This is a genomic window from Janthinobacterium sp. JC611 (genome assembly GCF_018682595.1).
Classification (GTDB): domain Bacteria; phylum Pseudomonadota; class Gammaproteobacteria; order Burkholderiales; family Burkholderiaceae_D; genus Janthinobacterium.
This window is the reverse complement of the sequence record NZ_JAFLJN010000034.1, coordinates 18011-43330: the sequence shown is the minus strand read 5'-3', so window position 1 is coordinate 43330 and position 25320 is coordinate 18011. Positions and strand designations below refer to the sequence as shown.

The following is a 25320-nucleotide window of genomic DNA, read 5'->3' as shown; positions in this document are numbered from 1 at the left end:
TGCGACCCGGCTTCATGCGCCGCACATTTCGTCTCTGCGTTTTACAGCCGCAGGCTCACGATCATCGCCAGCAGCAGCGCGCTGGCGGCGGCCAGCAGCGCACTGCTGAAACTGTGCGACTGCGCCTGCAGGCTGCCTGCCAGCACGGGGCCGATGATCCGCCCCACGCTGTAGACCACCGTCATGATGGCCATCATGTTGGCGCCTGCCTTGACTGCCGCCCGCTGCGCGGATAGCCGGCAGCCGACGGTGCCAGATTCAGCCGCAGCGCCTGGCGCGTGCCGAGGCGCTCGTGCAGCCGGTGCCACAGGAAACACGAAGGCGCCGCGCCCAGGCCGAACATGGCACACACGTGGGCGGAATCGAGATCGGGCAAGGCCGTCCTGGCCAGCACGGGCAGATACGTGGCCGTGACGATGTAGCCGAGTCCCGCCAAACCGTAGATCAGCACCAGCGGCCAGGGCGCCACGGGCGCCAGCGCGGATGCGGCGGGTATCGCCGTTTCATCCGGGCTGGCCAGGCCACCGGCTGCAATGGACGGTGCGGCCGCCAGCCCCAGCAGCACGGTGACGCCGGCCAGCAGCAGCCACATGCCGGCGCTGCACCAGCAGCCACAGCGAGGCTGCCACCATGGCCAGGGCGCTGAAGACGCCCGCCACGCCCCGCACCGTCACGAAAAGCCAGACCGGCATCGGCAAGGCCAGCACGCCCAGGCACAGCCGGTGCGCGCCGTGCGCCCGCGCGCGCATGGCCAGGATGGCGCCCAGCAGATAGCCCGCATAGTTGGCCGAGGCGGCCAGGCTGCCGTAGCGCAAGGTCAACGCGCCCTCCCCGCGTATGTGCGGGTAGATGGCCGTGAAGGCGAAGCGGCCGAAACCCATGCCGATGGCGAGGATGGCCGCCGCCGCGAAGGCCGCGCGCAGCCAGGCCGGCGCGCTCACGGCGCCGCCTCGCCTAGCAGCGCCAGCAAGTGTTGAAAGGCGGGCACGTCGAATCCGGCGCGCCACACCAGCACCGTGTCCACCTGCCCGGCGGAAATAGTCGCCAGCGTGGCCGGCGCGTCCGACAGCGCCAGCACGCTGGTCGGCAGCACGGTCACGCAGGCGCCGGCCGCCACGCAGGCGATCATGAAGTGATACGAACTCAGCTCCTGCACCCGCCACTGCGTGCTGCCGGCCACCCCCAGCAAGTCCTCGGCGATGCCGCGATAGGTGCAGCCCTGCGGGAAGGCCGCCAGCGAGCGCGTGCGCACGTCCACGGCGCGGCGCGCCTGCGCTTCGCTGGCCGGCAGCAGCAGGCACAGTTCCTCGCGCCACACGGCCGTCGATGCCAGGCCCAAGTCCGCCAGGGCGGCGGCGCCGCCAAAGGCCGGCGGCAAAGCGACGAAAGCGCAGTCGAGCAAGCCCGTGCGCACTTGCTCGATCAGGGGGCGCGACGGCCCCGTGCTCAGCGCCAGCCGCGTCGCCGGATGGCGGGCGTGATACGCGGCCAGCAGCGCCGGCAGGCGGCTGGCGGCCGCGCTTTCCATGCTGCCGACACGCAAGGCGCCGCCCTCGCGCCCGCCCGTGACGACGTGCCTGGCCTCTTCCGCCAGCGCCAGCAAACGCTGCGCATACGCGAGAAAGCGCTCGCCCGCCGCCGTCAGGGCCATGCGCTTGTTCGTGCGCACGAACAGTGCGGCGCCGATATCGGCTTCCAGCTGCTGGATGCGCGTGGTGACGCTGGACGGCGCACGAGCCAGCCTGGCCGCAGCCTGGGTGACGCTCAGCTCACTGGCCACGGTGCAAAAGATCGTCAGGGAGTCGAGGTCCATTACATTCTCTTTTTTGAAATAATTGCTATACTATATTCTCAAAATTCGAACATTGCGCGACATCCTCAACTTCATGAAGGAAACATCATGACGTCAATCCTGCGCTTCCTCGACCGTCTCGGTTTGCAATGGCCCATCATCCAGGCGCCGATGGCGGGCGTCTCCACGCCGCGCATGGCCGCCGCCGTCTCGCAGGCGGGCGGCCTCGGTTCGCTGGCGATTGGCGCCGGCACGGTGGCGCAGGCGCGCCAGGCGATCGACGACACGCGCGCGCTGACGGACAAGCCCTTCAATGTGAATGTGTTCTGCCATGCGCCGGCCGTCAGGGATGCGCGGCGCGAAGCGGCTTGGCTGGCCCATCTGGCGCCCCTGTTTGCCGAGCTGGGCGCGGCCGTGCCGGTGGCGCTCGACGAGATCTATCCAACGTTTCTCGGCGATGAGGCGGCGTTCGAGCTGTTGCTGGAACTGCGTCCCGCCGTCGTCAGCTTCCATTTCGGCTTGCCGACGCAGCAGCAGATCGCCGCCCTGCGCCAGGCCGGCATCTACACGCTGGCCACGGCCACCAGCGTGCGCGAAGCAATCCTGATCGAACAGGCGGGGGTCGACGCCATCGTGGCGCAGGGCGTGGAAGCGGGCGGCCATCGCGGCGTCTTCGATCCGCAGGCGCCGGACGAACGCCACAGCACCAGCGTGCTGCTGCGCCTGCTGGCGGGCCGCACCGCCCTGCCCCTGATCGCCGCCGGCGGCATCATGGATGGACCAGGCATCCGCGCCGCGCTGGACCTGGGCGCCGTGGCCGCCCAGCTGGGCACGGCGTTCGTGCTGTGTCCGGAATCGGCGGCCAATGCGGGCTACCGCGCCAAGCTGCAAAGCGAACGGGCGGCCAGCACGCGCCTGACCGGCGCGCTCTCGGGCCGCCTGGCGCGCGGCATCGTCAACCGCTACATCGAATACGCCGAAGCGCCGGGCGGCCCGCCGCCGGCCGACTATCCCGTCGCCTACGACGCCGCCAAACGATTGAACGCGCTGGCCAGCCAGCACGGCAACAGCGAATTTGCCGCGCACTGGGCCGGCCAGGGGGCGCCGCTGGCGCGGGAAATGAAAGCGGCGCAATTGGTCGCCGCCTTGGCGCGGGAAATGGCGGCCTGACTTTCCGGGGCCATCCGCCTCACGCCGGCTGCTGCTGCGTGGTGCAATGGATGCCGCCGCCACCGGCCGCGATGGCGTCGATGTTCAGTTGCACGATGTCGCGCCCGGGGAACTGTTCGCGCAGGATGGCCTTGGTGTTGCGGTCGGCTGCCGTATCACCAAATTCCGGACACAGCACGGCGCCGTTGCAGACATAAAAATTGATGTAGCCGGCGGCGAAATCCTTGTTTTCGTAGCGCGGGCGAACATATCCCGGGCCGGGCAGGACCACCACCTGCAGCGGATGGCCGCGCGCATCCGTGGCCTTGCGCAGGATCTCGAGGTGGCGCCGGGTGACGGCCCGTTCGGGCGACGCCGGGTCGCTGTCGAAGCCGGCCACGACGACGCCGGGGGCGCAGAAGCGCGCATAGAAGTCCGTATGGCCGTCGGTGATGTCCTGGCCGGCGATGCCGGGCAGCCAGATGACTTTCTCGATGCCCAGCAGCCGGCGCAGTTCCCGTTCGCATTGCGCCTTGCCGACGCCGGGATTGCGGTTATCGTTGAGCACGCAGCTTTCCGTGATGATGGCCGTGCCCTGGCCATCGACCTCGATGCCGCCCCCTTCCAGCACCAGGCTGCTTTCCAGCACGGCCACGCCGGCGCGCCCGGCGACAAAAGGGGCTACCCGCGCATCGTCGTCGCACTCCTGCTTTTCGCCCCAGCCATTGAAATTGAAATGCACGCCGGCCAGCGCCCCGCCCGCCTTCTTGACGAAGACGGGGCCCGTGTCGCGCATCCACAGGTCGTCGATGGGCTGCACCAGCAGCTTGACCTTGTTGCCGCACAGGCGAGCCGCCACGTCGTAGTCCTCTTCGTTGACGAGCATGTGCACGGGTTCGACGCTGGCGATCGCTTGCGCGATGCGCGCCAGGTTCGCCTGCGCGCCCGCCTTCAGGCGCCGGCCCCACACATCGTCATTCGCGCCGAAAGCCATCCACGTGGCCTTGTGGGCTTCGGCTTCGTCAGGCATGCGCCAGCCCTCGCCCGCCGCCAGCACGGGCAAGGCCGGCAAAGCGGCGGCGCCGGCCGCCAGGCCCAGGGCGCTGGCCAGAAAATGTCGTCGTTGCATGCTGTTCTCCTTATGCCGCTTCCTGCTGCGTGGTGCAATGGATGCCGCCGCCACCGGCCGCGATGGGGTCGATATTGATCTGGATCACGGCGCGCCCCGGATACAGCTGCGCATACTGCGCCCTGGCGCTGGCGTCCGCTTGCGCATCGCCGAATTCCGGCAGGAAAATGGCGCCGCTGGTGGCATAGTAATTGATGTAGCCGGCGGCGAAGGTGTTCGGGTTGTTTCCAGCCCGAATTTTCTCGGGGCCGTCGATGACGACGATCTGCAGCGGCTGGCCATCCGCATCGGTGGCGCCGCGCAGGATGTCCAGGTGGCGCCGGGTCAGCGCGTAATCGTACGATGCCGGGTCCATCTCGCGGTGCGCCGCCACCACGCCGGGGCGCACGAAGCGGGCGTAGAAGTCCGTATGGGCATCCGTGATGTCCTTGTTCTTGATGCCCGGCAACCAGATGACCTTGCGGACGCCCAGCAGGCGTTGCAATTCCGCTTCGCAGTCGGCCTTGCTCCAGCCCGGGTTGCGGTTGCTGTTGAGCACGCAACTTTCCGTGATGATGGCCGTGCCCTTGCCATCGACTTCCAGGGCGCCCCCTTCCAGCACCAGGCGCGTGGCCAGCAACGGCACCTTGGCCTGGGCGGCGACCACGTCGGCCACCTGGCCATCCTTGCCGGACTGCTGCTTGTTGCCCCAGCCATTGAAATTGAACTTCACGCCGGCCCGCTCGCCGTTCGGCTTGCGCACGAAGACGGGGCCCGTGTCGCGCATCCAGACATCGTCCATCTCGGCGGGAATCAGGTTCACGCGCGCGTCGAGCAATTGCCGCGCGCCGGCCAGTTCCGCCGGCCGCACCAGCATGTTGACGGGTTCGTAGGCGGCTATCGCATTGGCGATGCGCGCCAGCGCCAGTTGCACCTGCGGCACTTGCGCCCGCGTCCACACGGCGTCCGAGGCGCCATACGCCATCCACGTGGCCTTGTGGGCTTCGGCCTCGTCGGGCATGCGCCAGCCGTCGGCCTGTTGAACGCCGCCGCTATTAATCGGAGGCAATGGCGCGACGGAGCCAGTTTCCGCCGCACCACCACCGCAAGCGGCCAGCAAGCCGCCCATGGCCAGCGCGCTGCCGCCCAGCATGCAATGGCGCAAGAAATATCGACGTGTGTTCATATCCATCCTTGATTGGTTAGTCAGTGTGCCGCGCAGCCGATGCGCTGGCATGCACGGCATTGTGGCGCGGTCAAGATATGAAAACAAATGATATGATTTACCCAAATTCATTAAGTTTGCTCATATGTCAGAACATCGCATTCCTTCGCTGAAACTGTTGATGGGCTTTGAGGCGGCCGCCCGCCACGGCAATTTCTCGCGCGCGGCCGACGAGCTGCACGTGACGCAGTCGGCCATCAGCCACCAGGTGCAATTGCTGGAAGAACAAGTCAAGCAGCCGCTGTTCCGCCGCGCCGGGCGGGGCGTGGAGCTGACGGTGGCGGGCGAAGTGCTGCTGCGCAGCGTGCAGCGCTCGATGACCGTGCTGCGCAGCGGCCTGGGGCGCATCGCCACCTATCTCGATCCGGGATTGGTTGTACTGGTGTGTCCGGCGCCCGTGCTGCACGGCTGGCTGCAGCCCCGGCTGCGGGAACTGGAAACACTGCTGCCGGAATTGTGCTTGCTGCTGTCGGTGGATGAGAGCGCCCGCTTCGTCGACGAGATCGACGTCGACATCGCCATCGGCAACCGCCCCCTGCTGCAGCCGGACTTGCAGGAAATCCCCCTGCTGCACGATGAATGGGTGATGGTGGCCAACAGCGAGCTGGCGGCGCGGCTGGCCGGCGTGCCGCAGGAGGCGCATCACCTGCACGCGGATCTGGTGTGCCTGGAAGAAAGCCTGACGGGCGACGCGACGGCGCCATTGTTCCTGGGGCCGCTGGCGCGCTTTCGCAAGCGCGCCATCTACGACGATGCGCGCCTGTTGCTGGACGCTACGCTCGACGGGCGCGGCATCGCCTGCCTGCCACGCCTGCTGGTCGATGCCAGCCTGGCGCGCGGCCAGTTGCACGTCTTGCCCGCTTATCCCAGGGTGCCGGGCGCCACCTGGTGGTTGTCGGGCGTGGCGCAGCCCCCCCGTTCGCCCATCGTCGGGCACGTGTTCGACTGGCTGCGCGCGCAGGGAGCGGCGCCCTCGCCTTGAGCGGCGTCAAGCCAAGCGCGTGGCGACAAACACGGCTTGCGGTTCTGCCACAGCCGCAAACCCGGCCACGGCGGATACTCGTCCGCCGGCAGCACATCGGGCAATGTGGACTGCTCAACGCGCCATGCAATTGCAGCTGGACTCTGTCCATCCAGAGCTAGTGCTGTTTCTCCGGCGAGCGCAGGCGCAACTCATACACGATCTGCACGGCTTTCTCGCAGGCCACCAGGGCCATCGCCGCCAGCCAGGCTAGCGCATCGGCGCCTTGAGCACGAACCTGAGTTCCGGCGTCAAGTCGCTTGCCGCTTCCAGGACCAGGCCGGTTTCGTCATTGGCCAATGGCGCTGCGGGTCTGATCGTCATTTCGCAGCCGGACTGCCCATCGGAGGCCTGTACCGTGCCAGGCAGCAGCACATCAGGCGTCCTGGCACTGCGTATCGTCCAGCTTTTCTGGCAGATCAGGCGCGGCAAGTCGAAAGCCACCTGGAACGATTGATCCACCTGCACCAGGCGCGTGGCATTGGGCGTGGAGTTGACCAGTTGGACGACCGTCTCGTGTATGGTCTTCAAATCGGCTTCCACCGTAGAAATTTCCTGCGAGTTGATGATATAGGTATCAAACTGGCTGAACGAAATGCTCTTAGAGAAAGTCGCGTTCCCAGCCGTATTCGCGGAGGCCGATAGCACGCCGATCCCCGCACCGGCATTGCCAGACAGCGTAGTCTGGCCCTGGAACGACGATGCGCCCGCGCTGGAAATCCACACGGCGGGAAACATCCTGCCCGACGACACCTTGGTGCTGTCGGGCGCGGCGGGGTCCGCGCCGCGGATTTCCCGCGAAAGCGAGTACAGCACGCTGATGCGCTGGCGGCGAGTCAGATTGCCGCCGATATCGGGCGCCAGCGCCAGCGCAATCGGGGAAAAGACGGAGGCCTTAACCGCCAGCATGGATTTTTTTGTCTCCAGCGCATTCTTTGCGGCGATGGCGCCGTCATTGCCGGAAATGCCGCCGGCAACGCTGATGGACGAATTGAGAAAGCCCGAGCAATCCATCGCATAGGCAAAATTATTCGTCTGCGTATCCATATTGCGCAGCGGGTCGTAGCCCGTATAGGTTTCCGCACCGGTCAATGTCACCTGCCGGGCACTCGATTTCGTATCGACGAAGATGGCCGTATTCAGTACACGCAACACGCTCTGGCCCGAATACTTGTCGACTTCCGCCACCAGGTCGCTGGCCAGTATGCTCTTCAGCTCGCCAGGAATGTAGGCCTTGTCCTTCTTGTCCAGCTTTTTCGTCAACTCCTTGGGCAAGACACAGCCGCCATTCTTGAAAAAGCTATTCAGCTCGTTGCCCAGGTCAACGGCATTCTTTTCCTTCTGTATATTGGCCGTCAGGCTCTTGACGGAGACGACAGCAAAGGCGGTGGAGCATTCGAGCGACAAGATCAGCGCTGCGGCAACAAGACGTGTACGTTTCATGGCCATCCCCGTTTTTGGAATTGAAGAGTTTGCATCTTCCTGCCGCCATACCAGAAAGACAATCTCCAAATGCCACGCGCGGGTGATTTATTTCACTGGTTGCATTTCCACAACAATTGTTCAAGGCTGCCGACGACAAGCCGGACGATCAGGGCAGCCGATGCCGAAAGGTCGGTTCAATGTTGCGCGCATGCAGCCAGCGCACGATGTCTTCCAAGGTGGCGTCCTGCAGCAGCAAGCCGGGCGCGGTGGCGGACGAGGCCGCAGGCGGGGCGGCCATGGGGACAGGCGCGGGTGCGGCATCCGCCAGCCCCGCATGTCCCTGCAATTTCGCCAGCGCCTGCGCGAACTGAGCCGGGTTGATGCTGCGCAAGCCCTCCAGAAAGCCCAGCTGGGCGGCGGGCGGCGGCGGCATGTCCAGGCCCGGTTCGTCGACGAAGGCGGCGCCCATGCTGGGATGGATGAAGGCGGCCCACTTGCCCGACGGCTGCAGGCACGGCGGCAGCGCCACCTGTTCCACGTCGGCCGGCGGCGCGGCGGCGAGGATGTCGGTCGAGGCAGGCAAAAAGGTGGCGCGCAGCAGCTGCACGAACTGGCGCGCCTGGGCGGCGGGCACGGGCGTGGCCAGCGATAGCCACAGCTGGAACGCCGTGCCGGAAATGCTGACGGCGGGCGCCGGCAAGTCCAGTTCGTGCTGCACGGCATTGGCGATCGTGCACAGCGCGCTCCAGTGCGCCTCGCCGCCGCCTTTGCCGCCAAACTCCAGCACCAGCGCGCGCGTCAGGCCGCCCTCGCTCACGAGCGGCACCGCCACCGTGTGCTCGCCCGACAAGTGGCGCGCCAGCACGCCCGGCGACAGCGGTTGCGCGCCGCCCTCCCCATCGACATATTGCTGCTGTTCATCGAACAAATATAAACGGGTGAGTTCGGAAATCAGTTTATGCATGGGCGGCCTCGTAATGACGTTGAGCAACACTTGCCAACGTGCCCAGATTATAGCCGCCCCGGCCTTGGCGCACCCGTCCATCCGGCGCCCAACACCCGCCCGCTGGCCACGGCGAACAGTTGCTGAGCACGGTGGCGCCCCGCTTCGGCGAGATCGAGGCGGAGCTGGCCCTGCTCAGCGCCCGACGCGACAAGCCGGCCATCGCCCGCGTTTACCTTGCTGCTCGACACCGTGCGCCATCCCCGGGTTTGAGCCAGCGCAATCCATCACCGTGCGGTGACAGTCGCCATGCGAACACGCATTTACCATGCGGCGTCGCAGGACTATAGTGGCGGCTTCACCACCTGTTCAAGGATCGCCATGAAACTCTTTTACTCGCCGGGCGCCTGCTCGCAGGCACCGCACATCGTCCTGTACGAAACGGGCATGCCGTTCACGCTGGTCAAGGTCGACCTTGGCCAGCACCGCACGCAGGAAGGCCGCAATTACTACGAGCTCAACCCGAAAGGCCAGGTGCCGCTGCTGGCGCTCGACGATGGCACGACCTTGAGCGAAGGCCCCGTCATCGCCCAGTACGTCGCCGAACAGGCGGGCCGGCAGGACCTGCTGCCGCCGGTGAGCACCTTTGCGCGCTACAAGGTGCTGGAATGGCAGAACTACATCACGTCCGAGCTGCACAAATCGTTCAGTCCGCTGTTCGACTCCCGCATCGACGCCGCCACCAAGTCCTTGTTCATCGAGCAACTGGGCAAGAAATACAAGTGGATCGACAGCCGCCTGGAAGGCCAGGCCTACCTGACGGGCGACACGTTCACGGTGGCCGACGCCTATCTGTTCGTCATCACGGGCTGGGCGCCGGGCCTGGGCGTGGACTTGTCCGCGCTGGCGCATGTGCAAGCCTTCCTCGCAAGAGTGGGCCGGCGCGACAGCGTCAAGGCGGCACTGGCGGCGGAAGGACTGGCCGAGGCCGCCTGAGCGGCGCCGTCCGGCGCACCCATCGCGCACGTCCGGGCTGGCGACGACGATCCCTTGGACGATCCCTTGATCGGGCGCGATGCGCGCGGCGATCATGTCCCTGGCACCTGGTCGCCGAAGCGCACGCCCGCGTCGAAACGTTCGGCAACGATATCGACCAGCACATAATTGACGTCGATTTCCACCGTGATGGCGGGATGATCGCGCAGCAACTTCGCCAGTTTCGGCCAGAGCACGGTGTCGGCCGGATGGTCGAAGGCCGTGATGCGATCTGGGGCGCCGGCCTGGCGATGGCGGCCTGGGGCGCGCTGAATGCGGCCATCCCCGTGGCCTGGTTCACCTGGCTGAGCCGGGAGATGCGCGCTGCGCCGGAAAGCGCAGGCGATCTGATCGTCGCGGCCATCCAGCTCGCCATCATGCCGGGCGCCACGCTCGGCGGCTTGTTGCTCGACCGTTACGCCATCACGGCAACCTTCCCGGCCGGCGCGGCGCCGCTGGCGCTGGGCGCGCTGCCCATAGGCAAGGGCGAACGCTTGCGCGCCCCCTCGCCGTGACGGACGCAACAACAGCGGGCTGGCCCCCGCCCCCGCGCCGTGCGAAAATGCCCGCCTTCGCCATTGCCGGATTCTGCCCATGCCGCACGCTGCCATCGATACCCTTTCCGCGCGCGACGCCCGCCGCATCGCCCGCCATGCCCAGGCGGCAGACGCCGCCCGCTTCCTGCATCCGGCCCAGCAAGCATTGCTGCACCAGCGCGGCTGGCTGACGATGCTGGCGCCGCGCGGCGCGGGCGGCGCGGAACTGCCCTTGCCGCAAGTGGTGCGCCTGGAAGAAGCCGTGGCCGCCGCCGACGGCAGCATGGGCTGGGTGCTGACCCTGTGCGCGGGCGCGGGCTGGTTCGCGGGCTTTCTGGCGCCGGAACTGGCGCGCGCCATCATCGGCACGCCCCGCGTCTGTCTGGGCGGCAGCGGCGCGGCCACCGGTCATGCGGAGGAAGAAGGCGACGGCTACCGCATCACGGGCGGCTGGGACTACGCCAGCGGCGCGCCGATGGCCACGCACTTCACCCTGAACGCGCGGCTGCGGCGCGATGGCCAGCCCCTGCTCGATGCGAACGGCCAGCCCCGCATCCGCGCCTTCCTCGTGCCCGCCGCGCTGGTGCAGCTGGTGCCGTCGTGGAACAGCATCGGCATGCGCGCCAGCGCCTCGCACAGCTACCGCATCGACGGCGCATGGCTTGCCAAGGAATATGGTTTCACCATTGATCCCTCCGCCGCGACGGCCGATGGCCCGCTGTACCGCTACCCGTTTTATTCGCTCGCCTACGCGACCCTGGCCGCCAACGTGGCCGGCATGGCCAGCCACTTCATGCAACTGGCCGAGGAATGCATGCGCCACCGCCGCCATGCGCGCGCCGGCTTGCCGTTGCTGGAGGTGCCGGCAGTGGCCGCCATGCTGCAAGGCAGGAAAGACGCGTTTGCCGGCGCCCGCGCCCGTTTCTACGCCGTGCTGGACGACAGCTGGGCGCAGGTGGACGGCGGCGCGGTGCTCGACGCGGAAGGCATGCAAGCCGTGCAGGACAGTTCGCTGGCCCTGGTGGCCGTCGCGCGCTCGGCCGTCGACGGCTTGTATCCGTACTGCGGCCTGTATGCGGCGCGCGAAGACAGCGCCATCAACCGCGTGTGGCGCGATTTCCACACGGCCAGCCAGCATGCCCTGCTGCTGCCGTAGTACCGGCATCGGCTCATGCACGGCATGCATCGTCGCCATTTCGGCATGCGTACGCCATGCAAGCGGCAATTGCCTGATAATATCGGGCATCACGACTTTCCGGCCCCCATCCATGCACGTCAACACGCTCAGCAGCCTGGCGCAACTTTTGGCCAGCGCCGAAACGGAAACCCTGGCCTTTCCCACCAGCATCAATACGGCCCTGCTCCTGCAAAAGGAACTGGCCAATCCGGATTGCCACTCGGCCGACATCAGCCGGCTGCTGCTGTGCGAACCGACCTTGTCGGCGCGCGCCGTGGCGCTGGCCAATTCGGCCCTGTTCGCGCCGGGCCAGGCGCCCGCCATCACCAGCGTGCGCGCCGCCGTCGAGCGGCTGGGCCACCGCAACCTGTATGCGCTGGCGACGGCGGCCGTGATCCGCCAGCTGAACGCGGGCATCCGCGACGCAGCCCTGCGCGCCCGCGCCACCCAACTGTGGGCGCACACCGTGCATGTGGCGGCGCTGGCGCATGCGCTGGCCGGCGCCGTCACGCGGACGGATGCCGATACGGCCCTGTTCGCCGGCATCGTGCATGAAGTAGCCGGCTTTTATATGCTGGCCCAGGCCGACAAGACCCCGGGCCTGTACGCCCAGCTGGAAACGCAGATGGCGTCCACGCTGGAAGTGATCGGCCGCGCGCTGATGCGCCAGCTGGGCGTGCCGCAGGCGGTGGCCGACGCCGTCAATGCCTTGCCTGGCTCGACCATCATGCTGCCGCCCGAAGGCTTGCGCGACACCCTGCTGCTGGCCAAGGCGCTCTCGCCCGTCCCTTCGCCGCTGCCGCAGGCCAGCATCACCGTCAGCGAGGCGCTGCAAGCCTATCTGGAGCACGACCCCGTGCTGCAGGCGCTGCGCACGCAGCCATCGGCCGAGGCGCAGGGCCTGATCGAGGTACTGCTCAGCTAACGGCCGATCTGCTATGATGGCGCGGGCCGGGATGGACCCGGTCCGCTTTCATTGACGCCCACTGGAAAACTGCCTTGACTACCTCCTTACGCATGCTCGGCCTGGCCGCAGCCCTGACCATGGCGTGCAACGCCAACGCCGACAGCTTCGTTTCCTCGGCCTCCAGCGCCGGTTCCCAGTCGAGCGGCAGCATTTCCGATTCGCTCAACGGTTCGAGCAACAGCTCTTCGCGCGACAACAAGGTGGCCAATGGCCCTTACCGCATCATCGACGTGGCCGCCGTGCCGGGCCGCGACGGCATGACGCGTTTGACCATGCAGGCCGACGCCACGGCAACGCCGCTGGTGCTGGACTTGCCGCAGGCGGCGCTCGACAAGCAGCAGTTGGCGCAAGGCGACGTGGTGCATGCGCAAAACCGCGCCTACGGCATCGAATTCTCGCGCAACGACACGCGCGCCGCCTTCTTCCTCGTGCTGGCCGACGACTGGTACGGCGAACTGGCCACGCGTCCCGTCAGCCTTTGATCCGCTTTTTCTCGCGCCGCCCGGCGCTGCTTCTGGCCGTTTGCGCCATCTTCAGCGTCGGCGCGGCGCAGGCGGGCACTTCTCTCGCCTCCGCGCGCTTTTGCGACCGCGCCCAGGAACTCACGGCCACGGAACAGGACCGGCTGTTGCGCTTTGCCGCCGTCGTGCGCGAGGAACTGGCCGCCACCGAAGGCGGCGTGGCCCTGATCAGCCGCTCGGGCCTGGACCTGGCCCGCTTCGGCATCCGCTATTCGCACGCCGCGCTGGCCTGGCGCCACGACAATGACAGCGGCTGGTCCGCGCGCCAGCTGTACTACGCCTGCGACGAAGGCCGCCCGCGCATCTTCGACCAGGGCACGGCCGGTTTCGCCATGGGCACGGACAATCCGTCGCTCGGCTACATCTCTGTCGTGAAACTGCCGGCCGAAAGCGTGCCGCCCCTGCGCCGGGCCCTGCTCGACCCCGTGCGCGTGCAGCAGTTGCTGGCGGGCCGCTACAGCGCCAACGCCTATGCGTTCAGCCTGCAATACCAGAATTGCAATCAGTGGGTGGTGGAATTGCTGGCCTCGGCCTGGGGTGAGCTGGCTGCGGGCGGCGACTTGCGCGCGCGTGCCCAGGACTGGCTGCGCGCCGCGCCTTACAACCCCGCCGCCGTCGACGTGGGTGCGCGCTGGCTGATGCTCGGCTCCATCTTCGTGCCCCTCGTGCACATGGACGACCATCCGCCCGAGGCGATACGCTCGATGCGGCTGGCGGTGAGCCTGCCGGCCAGCCTGGAAGCGTTCGCGCGCCAGCGCCTGCCCGCCAGCGAACGCGTGGAAATCTGCCACGACGGCAAGCAGGTGGTGGTGCACCGCGGCTGGGAACCCATCGCCGACGGCTGCGTGCCCGGCCCGAACGACCGCGTCATCGCCCTCGACGATACGCCGCACGACAGTCGCTGACGACAGTCCCTAAGCAGCGGCGAGCGCCGCTTCGACCTGATCGAGCAAGTGTGCCGGCGCCAATCCCTGCCCCATGCGGCGGGCCACCTCGCCGCACGCCAGCGCCACTTCGGGCGCGGCCAGCAGGCGCGCCAGCTGCCGCCGCATGCGCCCGGCCGACAAGCGCCTGGCCAGCAAGACATCGCCCACGCCGAGCCGTTTGATCCTCCAGCCGTTATCGAACTGGTCGTACGCGAACGGCACGATCAGTTGCGGGATGCCCGCGCGGAAGGCGTCCGCGCTGGTGCCGATGCCGCCGTGGTGCACCACGGCCGCCACGCGCGGCAGCAGCGCCGCAAACGGCACGTGCGCCTGCCACATCACGCTGGGGGGCAAGTGCTGCGGCACCTGCGCCGCATGGGACGTGAGGAAAAGGCCGCGCCGTCCCAGCCGCCGCAACACGTCCAGGGCGATGCTGAAATAGCGCTGCGCGTGCTGGTGACCGGTACCGGGCGTAAAGACGATGGGCGGCTCGCCCTCGCCCATAAAGCGTTCCAGCGCCGGCGGCAGCGCCGCAGCGCCATGCGGGGCGGCGCCGGGGAAACCGGCTTGCACGAAATGCGGCGGCCAGTCCGCCTGCGGGGCGGCGAACCAGGCGGGAAACAGTCCCAGCGAGGCATCCGGCGCGGCCAGCATATGCGCAAAAAAATGCGCTTCGGGCGGCAGTCCGTGCTGCGCGCGCGCCCCGTTCAGGCCGGGCAGCAGCACCGGGTCGACCATGCCGCGGTGGAGCAGCCGCCACAGGGCCTGGCGCCAGGCCAGCGGCACCCAGCCGGGAATGCGCAGCGAGCCGGCCGCCAGGAAATCATGGCTGCTGCACAGGTTCGATGGCGCCAGATAGGCCGCGACGATGCGCAGGTCCGGGCGTACTGAGCGCGCCAGGGCGGCCATCGGCACGAGGAAGGGGTGGCACAGCACCACGCACTCTTCACCGTCGGGCAAGCCTTGCACCACGTCGCGCACGGCGCCCAGGTGCGGCACGAGGCCGCGCCAGACCACGCCCCAGCCCTTGCGCTCATCCCACAGCCCCGGATCGCCCAGCATGGCCTGCCCCTCTGCCGCACTGCCGAAGGTGCGATACGCCAGCCCTGAGGCCAGCGCCGCCGCTTCCTGCCAGCCTGGCACCAGCAGCAGCACGCGCCGCCCCCGTTGCTGCAAGGCCTGCGCCAGCGCGACAAACGGTTGCATGTCGCCGCCGGTGCCGCTGCTGGCAACGATGACGAGCGGGGATGAGTCAGCCATGCAGCCATCCTTGCCTGGCGGCAATCTTCGGCGGAAAATCAAGCAAGAACGAGGGGTGCATGGGTATCTTTCCTAGTTGAAACACCCGGCGATAGTAAGCGATTAACGTTAGCATTTCAATCAATTACTGAGCACGGTACGGCGTCATGCCTGCCGCTGCTACACCGGCAGTTGCAGTACCATGTCCCATTGATCGATGCCGGGCCCGAAGCCGTCCGGCGTCACGTTGACCGTCACGAAACCGTAGCCCGCATAAAAGCCTTGCGTGTGCTGGCTGGTATTCATGCGCACGCTGGCGATTCCCGGCACGGCGCGGATGGCGTCCAGGCGCGCCTGCGTCAGCGCGCGGCCCAGTCCCTGGCCATGCACGTCCTGCGCCACCATGCCCCAGCACAGGCTGGCGACGCTGCCGCCCGCCTCCAGCGCATGGCCACCGCAGGCGACGATGCGGCCGTCGCGCAGAATGACCAGGTAGGGATGCGTCGAAGTATCGAGCCAGGCGGCAAAGTCGGCGCGCTCGGACGGGTCGAAAAAGCGCGGCGTATTGCCGTCGAAGAGGGCCAGGCAGGCGTCGCGGTCGCTGGCCTGGTAAGGGCGTACTGTCTGCATTGCTATCCTTTTCAGAAACAGGAAGGGAAATTACACGGGCGCGCACTCACAGCAGCTGCTCCGACGTCACCACGTGCACGCCCGGCGCGCCGGCCAGCGCCGCTTCGAGCAAGGCGCTGGCGATGCGCGGCGCGGGATTGATGCGCCAGCGGCGCGGCAGCACGGGTCCCAGCACGCGCAGCAGGCGCAAGGCGGCGCCCTCGCCCGCGCGCGCCACGTCGCGCTCGCCGCCGATCAGGCCCGGCCGCACGTGCGTGAGCGAGGCAAAACCCAGCTGCTCCAGGTCGCGTTCCAGCTCGCCCTTGACGCGGTTATAGAAGATGCGCGAAGCGGCGTTGGCGCCGGCGGCCGAATTGAGCGCATACGTGCGCGTGCCCGCCGCCAGCGCCAGACGCGCCACGGCCAGCGGATAGTCGTGGTCCACGCGCAAGAACGCCTGCCGCGTGCCGGCCACCTTCATGGTCGTGCCCAGGGTGCAGATGACGGCGTGCGCCTGCCACCAGGATGCGTCAGGCGGCAATCGATCGAAATCGACGAGGGGCGCGTGCAGTTTCGCATGGGGCGGCAAGGCCTTGCGCACCGGCGCCACCACCGTGCTGACGCGCGCGTCGGCGAGCGCCAGGCGCAGCACTTCGCGGCCCACCAGGCCGGTGGCGCCCACAAGCAGTAATTTCATGGCTTTCCAGTTAAAGTTGCTGTCAGCCACCACCATACACGGAACTCAGGACAAGCGCAGCGCCAGTGCGGCCAGGGTCAGCAGCAGCACGGGCACGGTCAGCACGATGCCGACGCGGAAATAGTATCCCCAGGAAATGTGGATGTTCTTGCTGTCGAGCACATGCAGCCACAGCAAGGTGGCCAGGCTGCCGATCGGCGTGATCTTCGGCCCCAGGTCGCTGCCGATGACGTTGGCGTAAATCATCGCTTCGCGCACGGCCCCCTGCGCCGTCGTCGGGTCAATGGCCAGCGCGCCCACCAGCACCGTCGGCAGGTTGTTCATCACGGACGACAATACGGCCGTCAGCACGCCCGTGCCCATGGCCGCGCCCCACACGCCGTATTGTGCGCAGTGGTTCAGCATGCCCGTCAGGTAAGCCGTCAAGCCCGCATTGCGCAAGCCGTACACGACCAGGTACATGCCCAGCGAAAAGACGACGATCTGCCATGGCGCATGGCGCAGCACGTGGCGCGTGGAAATCACGTGGCCCTTGCCGGCCACGCCCAGCAGCAGCGCGGCGCCCACGGCGGCGATCAGGCTGATGGGCACGCCCAGGCTTTCTTGCGAGAAAAAACCCACGAGCAGCAGCGCCAGCACCAGCCAGCCGGCGCGGAAGGTGGGCAAGTCGCGGATGGCGGCGTGCGGGCGTTTCAGCTGCGAGGCATCGTAGTCGCGCGGGATGTCCTGGCGGAAAAAGAGCAGCAAGGCGCCCAACGTGGCCAGCACGGCGACGACGTTGACGGGCACCATCACGGACGCGTACTCGGCGAAACCGATCTTGAAGAAATCGGCCGACACGATGTTCACCAGGTTCGACACCACCAGCGGCAGGCTGGCCGTGTCGGCAATGAAGCCGGCCGCCATCACGTAGGCCAGCGTGGCTTTCGCGGAAAACTTCAGCGCGCGCAGCATGGCGATGACGATGGGCGTCAGGATCAGCGCGGCGCCGTCATTGGCGAACACGGCGGACACCAGCGCGCCCAGCAAGACCAGCAGCACGAACAGTTTTCTGCCGCTGCCGCCGCCCCAGCGCGCCACGTGCAGCGCCGCCCATTCGAAGAAGCCGGCCGCGTCGAGCAGCAGGCTGATGATGATCACGGCAACGAAGGTGCCGGTGGCATTCCACACGATATGCCAGACGACGGGGATGTCGCCCCAGTGGATCACGCCGGCCAGCAAGGCGACACAGGCGCCGATGACGGCGCTCCAGCCGATGCCCAGGCCGCGCGGCTGCCAGATGACGAGAATTAAGGTGGCGAGAAAGATGAGGAAAGCGGTCAGCATGCGGCGAGGTTCCCTTGCGGTGCGGCGTCGCGGGCACCATGCGCCGCAGCCTGTGAATGTCAACAATAATTCCATAATAGTGGAATGATTGAATGAATGCAAAGGCCGCGACGGAACTGCCTTATTTCAGGGCGATGGCGATATCGCTCAATCCCACCGTGCCATTGCCGATGGCGGAGGCGGCCGGCGTGGCCGCGCCGCCGATCGGCACCGCCGCGCCCGTCGCCAGGTCGATGCGGTACAGGGAGCTGGGGCCGCCGGCCGCCGTGCGCAGGGCGGCCAGCGCCAGCCCGTTGGCGCCGCCCGCGATATCGAAACCCGCGTCGCCCGCCACCGCCACGCCCAGCAGGCCCACATTGGCCAGGGTGCCGTCGTTGGGCGGATTTTGCAGCGCGAGACTGGCGCTGGCCACGTCGATATCGAACAGCATGGTCGCCGCCGTGCCCGCAAAGCTGTTGGTATAGGCGGCCGCCGTGACGACGGGCGCCGCGCCGGCACGGTTGATGGCGCCGTCGGTGGTGGTGGCGCCCGTGTCGACATTGATGCGCAGGCTTTGCCCCGTGTTGCCGATCACGCGCAGGCGGTCGGCGACGGGGTTGAAATCCACGCCGAAGGCCGTGCCGGCGATGGCCGTGTACGGTGCGCTGACGTCCGCCGCGTCGGCCGCCAGCGTCGCCTTGACGGTGGCCGCGCCCGTGGCCGGGTCGATGGTGACGATGCGCGCCGCAGAGGAAATACCGTACAGCAAGCCATCCTTGGGACGGATGTCAAAGCCCAGCAGGCGCTCGCCCGCCGCCAGGCCCGTGACGGCCACGTTGGCATCGAGCGTGTTTGGCGTGGCCGTCTTGAAGGTGACGATGCGGCCGTCGTCCGTCAAGCCATAGGCGACGGGCGCAGCCGGCGTCTTCAAGGCGATGCCGCGCAACTCTTCCGTCACGCCGATGGCCGCCACCAGGGTCGCCGGGGCGCTGGCCGCCGCCAGGTTGACGCTGTACAGATTGCGCGCGCCGGCCACCGTCATGACGGCGTAGCCCGTGTTCGTGCGCGCATCGATGTCGAAGCCGGCCACGCTGGTCGCGGCCACGCCCAGCGGCACGGCGCCGGCCAGGGTGCCGTTGTTGGGCGGATTTTGCGTGTACAAGGTGGCGTTGGCCCCATCGATGACAAACAGGGTGGTGCTGGCCGTGCCGGCGAAACTGTTGGTATAGGCGGCGGCCGTGATGGCGCTGCCCGCCGCGCCGCCGTTGATGTTGCCATCCGTCGTGGTGGCGCCCGTGTCGACATTGATGCGCAAGCTTTGCCCCGTGTCGCTGACGATGCGCAGGCGGTCGGCGACGGGGTTGAAATCGACGCCGAACTGCGTGCCGGCCAGCGCCGTGAATGGCGCAGTGGTGTCGGCCGCGTCGGCCGCCAGGCTGGCCTTGAGGGTGGCCACGCCCGTGCCGCCATTCAGGGTGTAGAGGCGGCCCGTGCTGCCGACGCCGTACAACTGGCCATCGGCGGGCCGGAAATCGATGCCCAGCAGGTTTTCCCCCGCCTGCAAGCCGGTGATGGTGGCCGTGCTGCGGATGGTGCCGGGCGTGGCGCGGTCGAACGACAGCAGTTTGTTGCTGGCTGTCAACACGAAGACATCGCCCGTGACGACCGCCGGCGGCGGTGGCGTAACGACGACGTCATCATGGCCGCCGCCCCCGCAGGCGGAAAGCGACATGGCGACGGCGGAAGCGAGCAGCAGCTTGGCGAACGGCAAGGATGGCAGCGTGGACATGAGCGTGACTCCGGTAAGTGAGTGAAGGGAAGTGCCGCCCAGGCCGCGGTCGCGGCGAGCGCACTCCTGTACTACCCGCCATGCGCGCGTTTGGATGCGGCCGCGCAAAAAAAAGTATTGCCTCTGGCGTTTTTGATTGTCTTTAAGCAACTTAATCGGTGTATAGTCGCAGGCACGATTGCAACGGAGACGAGGAAAGTGGCGCGCATCTATCAGACCAACAACATGGGCGAAGCCGACGTGCGGATAGCCATCGTGCAGCGCGGCAACGCCGACTTGCTGGTGCAGCGCGTGGCCAGCCGGGGCCTGGCACATGGCGACGCGCAGTGGTGCATCACCCGTGAGCGCCAGGACGCCACGGCCAGCGTGTATTTCACCTCGCCAGGCTTTGCGCAGCTGACCATCTGTTTTGTCGAGCACGCCAGCGAGGCCGGCTGGACCAGGCCACACCGGCTCAAGGGCTGCCTGTCGCAAGGCCGCGCCTGACAATCGAGCGGAGGAGTTCGTCATGGATTTGATTTTGCTGGAACCCGGCAACCCTGAATTCGTGTTTGGCAAGGCGCCTGACGGTGGAGGCAATATCGACGCCATCTGGCGCGACGCCGCCGCGCTGCGGGGCATGGGCCAGTGCATCGAGCTGGTGTCATTACATCAAGGCATGCAGCAGCAAGTGACGACCGACGTCGGCAACGCGGCGCGCACCTCCGGCCGGCCCCTGGTCTCGGAATTTACCTGCGTTAAATATGTCGACGCGACGTCGGTCAAACTGAACGAGCTGTACCTGCTGGCGCAGCCGCTGGGCACAGGCGCCGCCCAGCCGACCAGGCTGTACATCGCCCGCTATGCGAACAGCAAGACGGCCGACGTCATCACCATTGCCCTGCGCGACGCCCTGATCAGCGAAATCCAGCAGCAAACCCACCCCGACGACATGCCCACCGAGCAGTTCAAGCTGAGCTTTACGGACATCCTCTGGAGCCACAGCGTGCAGCAGGCGGACGGGCTGGAGCCTGGCGCGCAGGCGGCCAATGTCGGCCTTTACCGGATAAGCCCATGAACGACACCATCCACCCGCCGGCGCTTCCGTCAAAGTCAGCTACATCGACAACGCCGGCCTGGTGCTGATCCATCCTTTCATTGAGATGCTGTTGCGAAAACTCAATGTGCTGATGCCTGCGAAGCATGGCGCGATGGAAAGTGCACCCTGACCGTCCAGCGCAGGACGGTCGACGTGCTGATGGAGAAGTTGCCGTGGAGCCTGGCCGTCATCGTGCATCCGTGGATGCGGCAAGCGCTGCATGTGAGCTGGCAGGCGCGCGCACCGGCCAGTATCCCCTATTCTTCCAGCCCGCCCCCCAGCGCCTTGTACAGGGCCACGGCCGACTTGAACTGGTCGCGCCGCAAGTCGAGCAGAGTTTGCTGCGCCGCATACGACTGGCGCTGCGCGTCGAGCAATTCCAGGCGGCTGTCCTGGCCCGCGCCATAGCGCAAGGCGGACAGCTTGCGCCGCTGTTCGGCGGCCGCCGCCACGCGCTGCTGGGCGTCGATCTGCCGCGCATACGTGGCGCTGCCGGCCAGGCCGTCGCGCACGTCGCGAAACGCCGCCTGGATCGCCTGCTCATATTGCAGCACGGCCACGTCCTTGCGCAGGCGCGACAGTTGCAGCTCCGCGCGCAGCTGGCCGCCCTGGAACAGCGGCTGCGTCACTTGCGGCGCGAACGACCAGCTGCGCGCGCTGCCGCGGAACAGGTCGCCCAGTTCCGGGCTGGCCAGGCCCAGCTGCGCCGTCAGCGACAGGCGCGGGAAGAAGGCGGCGCGGGCGGCGCCGATTTCCGCGTTCGCCGCCACCAGCGCGTATTCCGCCTGCAGGATGTCGGGACGGCGCGCCAGCAAGTCCGACGGCAGGCCGGGCGGCAGCTGCGTCAGCACGGGCTGGCCGTCGAGCGGCCGGCCCGCCGGCAAACCGGCAGGCAGAGGCGCGCCCAGCAGCAATTCCAGGTTGTTGCGCGAAAGTAGGCTGGCCCGCTCGCGCGCCTGCACGTCCGCTTCGGCCGTGGCCGCCTGCCCTTCCGCTTGCGCCACGTCCAGGCCGCTGCCCTGCTGCGCGCCGTGCAGCCGCCGTGTCAAGACCAGGGCCTGGCGCCAATCGAGCAGGGTTTGCCGCGCCAGCGCCAGTTGCTCCTCGGCCAGGCGCTGTTCCAGGTACGCATCGGCGACGGCCCCGATCAGGGCCATGTGCGCGGCCCGCTGGCCCTGCCGCGTGGCCAGGTAGCGCGCAAAGGCCGCGTCCGACAGCGAACGCAAACGGCCGAACAGGTCGATCTCGAACGCGCTCATGGCGACGCCGGCCGTGAACTGGTTTTGCACCGTGGCATCGGCGCCGCGCTGGCGCGCGCCGCCCGCATTCGCGGCGATGGCCGGGTAGCGGCCCGCATCCTGGATCTGGTACTGGGCCCGCACGGCTTCCACGTTGAGCGACGCCACGCGCAGGTCGCGGTTGTTTTCCAGCGCGATGTCGACCAGGCGCTGCAGGCGCGCATCGAGCAGCATCTGGCGCCAGCCCAGGCCGGCTGCAGTATCGCCAACGCCTGACGCGGCGGCCTCGGCATAGGCGGCGGGAATCGGCGCCGCCGGCTTCACCAGCGGCGGCGTCAAGGAACAGGCCGACAAGGCCAGCGCGGCCAGCGGCGTGATAAGCATCAAACGCATTACAACTCTCCTTGCGCCGTCTTGACGGCGATGCGATGACCGCGTTGATTGAAGTAGCGGTCCATCCTGTCGACGGCGCCCAGCACCACGACAAAGAACACGGGCACGAAAAACACGGCCAGCACGGTGGCGCTGATCATGCCGCCGAACACGCCCGTGCCGATCGCATGCTGCGTCTCGGCGCTGGCGCCCGTGGCCAGCATCAGCGGCACCACGCCCAGGGCGAAGGCCAATGACGTCATCAGGATCGGGCGCAGACGCAAGCGGGCCGCCTCCACCGTCGCCTCGACCAGCCCGCGCCCTTGCGCCTGCAGCTGGCGCGCATATTCGACGATCAGGATGGCGTTCTTCGCGGAAAGACCAATGATGGTGATCATGCCCACCTTGAAGAACACATCGTTCGGCATGCCGCGCAACATCACGGCCAGCACGGCGCCCAGCAAGCCCAGCGGCACCACCAGCATCACGGAGACGGGAATGCTCCAGCTTTCATACAGGGCCGCCAGCACGAGGAACACCACCAGCATCGACAGCGCCATCAGCATGGGCGCCTGCGACGCCGATTCCTTCTCTTGCAGCGACTGCCCCGTCCACGCCAGCGCGAAGCCCGGCGGCAGCTGTGTCACGAGACGTTCCATTTCCAGCATGGCGTCGCCGCTCGATACGCCGGGCGCCGCGCTGCCGGAAATGCGCGCCGCAGGATAACCCTGGTAGCGCACCAGTTGCAGCGGCGACTCGCTCCACACGGGGCGCACCAGCTCGCCCAGGGCCACCATGCCGCCCGCGCTGTTGCGGATGCGCAAGGCCAGCACGTCGTTCAGCTGCATGCGCGACGGCGCATCGGCCTGGATGATCACTTGCTGCATGCGGCCCGCATTCGGGAAATCGTTGACATAGGTCGACCCCATGGCCGCCGTCAGCATGTCGGCGATGGCGCCAAATGACACGCCGAGCGCCTCCGCCTTGCTGCGGTCGATATCGAGGCGCACGCTGGCGCCGGGCGGCAAGCCGTCCGGATACACGCCCGCCACCCTGGCGCTTTGCGCGGCCAGTCCCAGCAGCTGGTTCTGCGCCGCCTGCAGGGCGGCGACACCCTGGTTGGCGCGGTCTTGCAGGCGCAGCGAAAAGCCGGACGAGTTGCCCAGTTCATCGATGGCGGGCGGCATCAGGCTCATGATGACGCCCTCCTTCGCCTGCGCCATGGCCGCCTGCGCCAGCGCCACTTCTTCCTGCGCCGTGGCGCCGTTGCGCTCCTTCCAGTCCTTCAGCATGGTGAACGCCAGGCCCGCGTTCGGCCCCGCGCCGGAAAAGCTGAAGCCGAGGATGGACTGGTTCACCTCGATACCGGGCCGCGTGGCCACGTGCTGCTCGTACAATTTGACGACATCGAGCGTGCGCTCCATGGTGGCGTCGGACGGCAGCTGGATCGAGGTGATGAAATAGCCCTGGTCTTCTTCCGGCAAAAAGGCCGACGGCAGCTGCAGGAAGGCCACGCCCAGCGCCGCGACGATGGCGCCATACACCAGCATCGAGCGGCCCGCGCGTTTCAGCATCGCCACCACGCCCTGCTCGTAGCGCGCCGTCATGCGCTCAAACTGGCGGTCGAACCACAGGAAGAAGCCTTTTTTATCATGCTCGTGCGGGCCGATGGGTTTCAACATGGTGGCGCACAGGGCCGGCGTCAGGGTGAGCGCCAGAAAGGCCGAGAACAGGATGGACACGGCCATGGCCAGCGTGAACTGGCGGTAGATGGCGCCCACGGAGCCGCTGGCCAGCGCCATCGGGATGAACACGGCCGTCAGCACCAGGGTGATGCCGACCACCGCGCCGGTGATTTCGCGCATGGCTTTGGAGGTCGCCTCCTTCGGCGACAGGCCCTCGGTGGCCATCAGGCGCTCGACGGCTTCGACCACGACGATGGCGTCATCGACGATGATGCCGATGGCCAGCACCATGCCGAACATGGTCAGCACGTTGACGGAATAGCCGGCCAGCAGCATCACCGTAAACGTCCCCATCAGGGCGATGGGCGCGACGATGGCGGGAATGAGCGTATAGCGTATCTTTTGCAGGAACAGATACATGACGAGGAACACCAGCACCATCGCTTCCAGCAAGGTCACGACGACCTTCTCGATCGAGATCTTGACGAACGGCGCCGTATCGAACGGCACCGAATACTTGATCCCGGCCGGCATGGTGTGCGCCAGTTCGGCCATGCGCGCGCGCACGGCGGCCGCCGTCTGCACGGCATTGGCGCCCGGCGACAGCATGATGGCGGCGCCCGACGCGGCTTGCCCGTTTTCGCGGATGCTGAAGTTGAAGCTTTGCGCGCCCAGCGCCACTTTCGCCACGTCGCCGATGGTCACTTTCGAGCCGTCCGCATTCGCGCGCAGCACGATGGCGGCAAATTCGGCCGGCGTTTGCAGCTGGCCCTGCACCGTCAGCGGGATGGTCACGCGCTGGCCGTGCACGGCGGGCGAATCGCCCAGGCGGCCCGGGGCGATCTGCGCATTTTGCTGCGCGATGGCGGCCGTCAGCTCGCCCATGGCGATGTTGTACGACACCAGCTTGGCCGGGTCGACCCAGATGCGCATGGCCCGCTCGGAGCCGAACAGCTGCACCTTGCCCACGCCGGGAATGCGGCGCAGCTCCTCCGTCACGTTGCGCGCCAGGTAGTCGCCCAGCGCCACTTCGTCGTGCTGGCCGTTTTCGGAAATCAGGCTGACGATCATCAGGAAGCCCGACGACGCCGATTCCACCGTCAAGCCGTTTTGCCGCACGGCTTGCGGCAGGCGCGGCTCGATGGCTTTCAGGCGGTTCTGCACGTCTACCTGCGCCAGCTCCGGATTCGTGCCGGGCTGAAAGGTGACGCTGATCGAGGCCGAACCCGAGGTATCGGTGGACGACTCGAAATACAGCAGGTGCTTGACGCCCGACAGTTCGCGCTCGATCAGGCCCACCACGGCATCGTTCATGGTTTGCGGCGTGGCGCCAGGATAATTGGCGCTGATGCTGACGCTGGGCGGCGCCACCGAAGGGAAGCGCGCAATCGGCAATTGCGGTATGGCGATCAGTCCGAACAGGACGATGAAGACCGCCACCACCCACGCAAAGACGGGGCGGTTGATGAAAAATTGAGGCATG

The 25320-nt window shown here is 67.4% G+C and carries 24 protein-coding genes and 3 pseudogenes; 12 read left to right on the top strand and 15 right to left on the bottom strand.

All coding sequences use genetic code 11. The features are described from left to right. Window positions 1-41: 41 nt before the first annotated feature. From J0O65_RS27950 to J0O65_RS20850, 3 genes and pseudogenes are all read right to left on the bottom strand, one after another. Complete coding sequence (locus tag J0O65_RS27950; protein WP_251373878.1) at window positions 42-197, bottom strand: YbfB/YjiJ family MFS transporter; 156 nt, start codon at window positions 195-197, stop codon at window positions 42-44. Further along, window positions 194-881: pseudogene (locus J0O65_RS20855) on the bottom strand (YbfB/YjiJ family MFS transporter). Before J0O65_RS20855 ends, J0O65_RS27950 begins: the two are co-directional and overlap by 4 nt. Window positions 882-937: 56 nt before the next feature. Beyond that, window positions 938-1813, bottom strand: a complete 876-nt coding sequence (locus J0O65_RS20850) for a LysR substrate-binding domain-containing protein (RefSeq protein ID WP_215409121.1) — start codon at window positions 1811-1813, stop codon at window positions 938-940. An 87-nt stretch (window positions 1814-1900) separates the two neighbouring features. On the opposite strand from J0O65_RS20850, the gene J0O65_RS20845 reads away from it, so the two are divergent. Continuing rightward, on the top strand, window positions 1901-2962 hold the full coding sequence (locus J0O65_RS20845) for an NAD(P)H-dependent flavin oxidoreductase (protein WP_215409120.1): 1062 nt from the start codon (window positions 1901-1903) through the stop codon (window positions 2960-2962). Between the two features lie 19 nt (window positions 2963-2981). Here the strand turns inward: J0O65_RS20845 and J0O65_RS20840 are convergent, their stop codons facing one another. Together J0O65_RS20840 and J0O65_RS20835 are read right to left on the bottom strand one after the other, a co-directional pair. After that, the gene (locus J0O65_RS20840; RefSeq protein ID WP_215409119.1) at window positions 2982-4070 is read right to left on the bottom strand and encodes an agmatine deiminase family protein; all 1089 of its coding nucleotides are present in this window, start codon (window positions 4068-4070) and stop codon (window positions 2982-2984) included. A gap of 10 nt (window positions 4071-4080) precedes the next feature. Further along, the gene (locus J0O65_RS20835) at window positions 4081-5235 is read right to left on the bottom strand and encodes an agmatine deiminase family protein (protein ID WP_251373877.1); all 1155 of its coding nucleotides are present in this window, start codon (window positions 5233-5235) and stop codon (window positions 4081-4083) included. Between the two features lie 124 nt (window positions 5236-5359). Here J0O65_RS20835 and J0O65_RS20830 point away from each other — a divergent pair, with 124 nt between their 5' ends. After that, the gene (locus J0O65_RS20830) at window positions 5360-6256 is read left to right on the top strand and encodes a LysR family transcriptional regulator (protein ID WP_215409118.1); all 897 of its coding nucleotides are present in this window, start codon (window positions 5360-5362) and stop codon (window positions 6254-6256) included. Window positions 6257-6505: 249 nt separating this feature from the next. Here the strand turns inward: J0O65_RS20830 and J0O65_RS20825 are convergent, their stop codons facing one another. Both J0O65_RS20825 and J0O65_RS20820 read right to left on the bottom strand, forming a co-directional pair. Next, entirely contained in the window at window positions 6506-7738 is a 1233-nt protein-coding gene (locus J0O65_RS20825; protein WP_215409117.1) for a hypothetical protein, read from the bottom strand. Between the two features lie 148 nt (window positions 7739-7886). Beyond that, a complete protein-coding gene (locus tag J0O65_RS20820) occupies window positions 7887-8684 on the bottom strand; it encodes a TOTE conflict system archaeo-eukaryotic primase domain-containing protein (protein WP_215409116.1) in 798 nt (265 codons plus the stop codon). Between the two features lie 360 nt (window positions 8685-9044). On the opposite strand from J0O65_RS20820, the gene gstA reads away from it, so the two are divergent. Continuing rightward, on the top strand, window positions 9045-9659 hold the full coding sequence (gstA, locus tag J0O65_RS20815) for a glutathione transferase GstA (protein ID WP_215409115.1): 615 nt from the start codon (window positions 9045-9047) through the stop codon (window positions 9657-9659). Between the two features lie 92 nt (window positions 9660-9751). Here gstA and J0O65_RS20810 read toward each other — a convergent pair whose 3' ends face one another. After that, window positions 9752-9895 (bottom strand): type 2 periplasmic-binding domain-containing protein, encoded by a 144-nt coding sequence (locus J0O65_RS20810; protein WP_215409114.1) that lies wholly within the window; start codon window positions 9893-9895, stop codon window positions 9752-9754. A 12-nt stretch (window positions 9896-9907) separates the two neighbouring features. On the opposite strand from J0O65_RS20810, the gene J0O65_RS20805 reads away from it, so the two are divergent. The 5 genes from J0O65_RS20805 (at window position 9908) to J0O65_RS20785 (ending at window position 13804) form a co-directional block, all read left to right on the top strand. Further along, complete coding sequence (locus tag J0O65_RS20805) at window positions 9908-10213, top strand: hypothetical protein (protein WP_215409113.1); 306 nt, start codon at window positions 9908-9910, stop codon at window positions 10211-10213. A gap of 79 nt (window positions 10214-10292) precedes the next feature. Then, on the top strand, window positions 10293-11390 hold the full coding sequence (locus tag J0O65_RS20800) for an acyl-CoA dehydrogenase family protein (RefSeq protein ID WP_215409112.1): 1098 nt from the start codon (window positions 10293-10295) through the stop codon (window positions 11388-11390). Window positions 11391-11502: 112 nt separating this feature from the next. Then, window positions 11503-12336, top strand: a complete 834-nt coding sequence (locus J0O65_RS20795; RefSeq protein ID WP_215409111.1) for an HDOD domain-containing protein — start codon at window positions 11503-11505, stop codon at window positions 12334-12336. A gap of 92 nt (window positions 12337-12428) precedes the next feature. Continuing rightward, complete coding sequence (locus tag J0O65_RS20790; RefSeq protein WP_152253062.1) at window positions 12429-12860, top strand: hypothetical protein; 432 nt, start codon at window positions 12429-12431, stop codon at window positions 12858-12860. Next, window positions 12857-13804: a DUF2145 domain-containing protein gene (locus J0O65_RS20785; protein ID WP_502793583.1), complete on the top strand. Its 948-nt coding sequence runs from the start codon at window positions 12857-12859 to the stop codon at window positions 13802-13804. The genes J0O65_RS20790 and J0O65_RS20785 overlap by 4 nt, the downstream gene beginning before the upstream one ends. Before the next feature lie 9 nt (window positions 13805-13813). Here J0O65_RS20785 and J0O65_RS20780 read toward each other — a convergent pair whose 3' ends face one another. The 5 genes from J0O65_RS20780 to J0O65_RS20760 all read right to left on the bottom strand — a co-directional run bounded on the left by J0O65_RS20780 (window position 13814) and on the right by J0O65_RS20760 (window position 19464). Next, on the bottom strand, window positions 13814-15085 hold the full coding sequence (locus J0O65_RS20780) for a glycosyltransferase (protein ID WP_215409110.1): 1272 nt from the start codon (window positions 15083-15085) through the stop codon (window positions 13814-13816). Window positions 15086-15244: 159 nt separating this feature from the next. After that, complete coding sequence (locus J0O65_RS20775; RefSeq protein ID WP_215409109.1) at window positions 15245-15694, bottom strand: GNAT family N-acetyltransferase; 450 nt, start codon at window positions 15692-15694, stop codon at window positions 15245-15247. 46 nt (window positions 15695-15740) lie between these two features. Further along, the gene (locus tag J0O65_RS20770) at window positions 15741-16370 is read right to left on the bottom strand and encodes a Rossmann-fold NAD(P)-binding domain-containing protein (RefSeq protein ID WP_215409108.1); all 630 of its coding nucleotides are present in this window, start codon (window positions 16368-16370) and stop codon (window positions 15741-15743) included. A gap of 45 nt (window positions 16371-16415) precedes the next feature. Continuing rightward, window positions 16416-17696 (bottom strand): arsenic transporter, encoded by a 1281-nt coding sequence (locus tag J0O65_RS20765; RefSeq protein ID WP_215409107.1) that lies wholly within the window; start codon window positions 17694-17696, stop codon window positions 16416-16418. Window positions 17697-17817: 121 nt separating this feature from the next. Continuing rightward, a complete protein-coding gene (locus tag J0O65_RS20760) occupies window positions 17818-19464 on the bottom strand; it encodes a DUF4394 domain-containing protein (RefSeq protein ID WP_251373876.1) in 1647 nt (548 codons plus the stop codon). Between the two features lie 198 nt (window positions 19465-19662). Here J0O65_RS20760 and J0O65_RS20755 point away from each other — a divergent pair, with 198 nt between their 5' ends. The 4 genes and pseudogenes from J0O65_RS20755 to J0O65_RS28270 all read left to right on the top strand — a co-directional run. After that, window positions 19663-19950 carry a 7(1) septoil knot domain-containing protein gene (locus J0O65_RS20755; protein ID WP_215409106.1) on the top strand — a complete coding sequence of 96 codons (288 nt, stop codon included), beginning with the start codon at window positions 19663-19665 and terminating at the stop codon, window positions 19948-19950. 22 nt (window positions 19951-19972) lie between these two features. Then, window positions 19973-20521: a type VI secretion system tube protein Hcp gene (locus J0O65_RS20750; protein WP_251373875.1), complete on the top strand. Its 549-nt coding sequence runs from the start codon at window positions 19973-19975 to the stop codon at window positions 20519-20521. 31 nt (window positions 20522-20552) lie between these two features. Further along, window positions 20553-20672: pseudogene (locus J0O65_RS28275) on the top strand (hypothetical protein); the annotation flags it as partial. Then, window positions 20666-20761: pseudogene (locus J0O65_RS28270) on the top strand (contractile injection system tape measure protein); the annotation flags it as partial. The pseudogenes J0O65_RS28275 and J0O65_RS28270, both read left to right, overlap by 7 nt. Window positions 20762-20799: 38 nt before the next feature. Here J0O65_RS28270 and J0O65_RS20745 read toward each other — a convergent pair. Then, window positions 20800-22173 (bottom strand): efflux transporter outer membrane subunit, encoded by a 1374-nt coding sequence (locus J0O65_RS20745; protein WP_215409105.1) that lies wholly within the window; start codon window positions 22171-22173, stop codon window positions 20800-20802. Then, window positions 22173-25319 carry a multidrug efflux RND transporter permease subunit gene (locus J0O65_RS20740; protein ID WP_215409104.1) on the bottom strand — a complete coding sequence of 1049 codons (3147 nt, stop codon included), beginning with the start codon at window positions 25317-25319 and terminating at the stop codon, window positions 22173-22175. Before J0O65_RS20740 ends, J0O65_RS20745 begins: the two co-directional genes overlap by 1 nt. Window position 25320 lies beyond the last annotated feature (1 nt).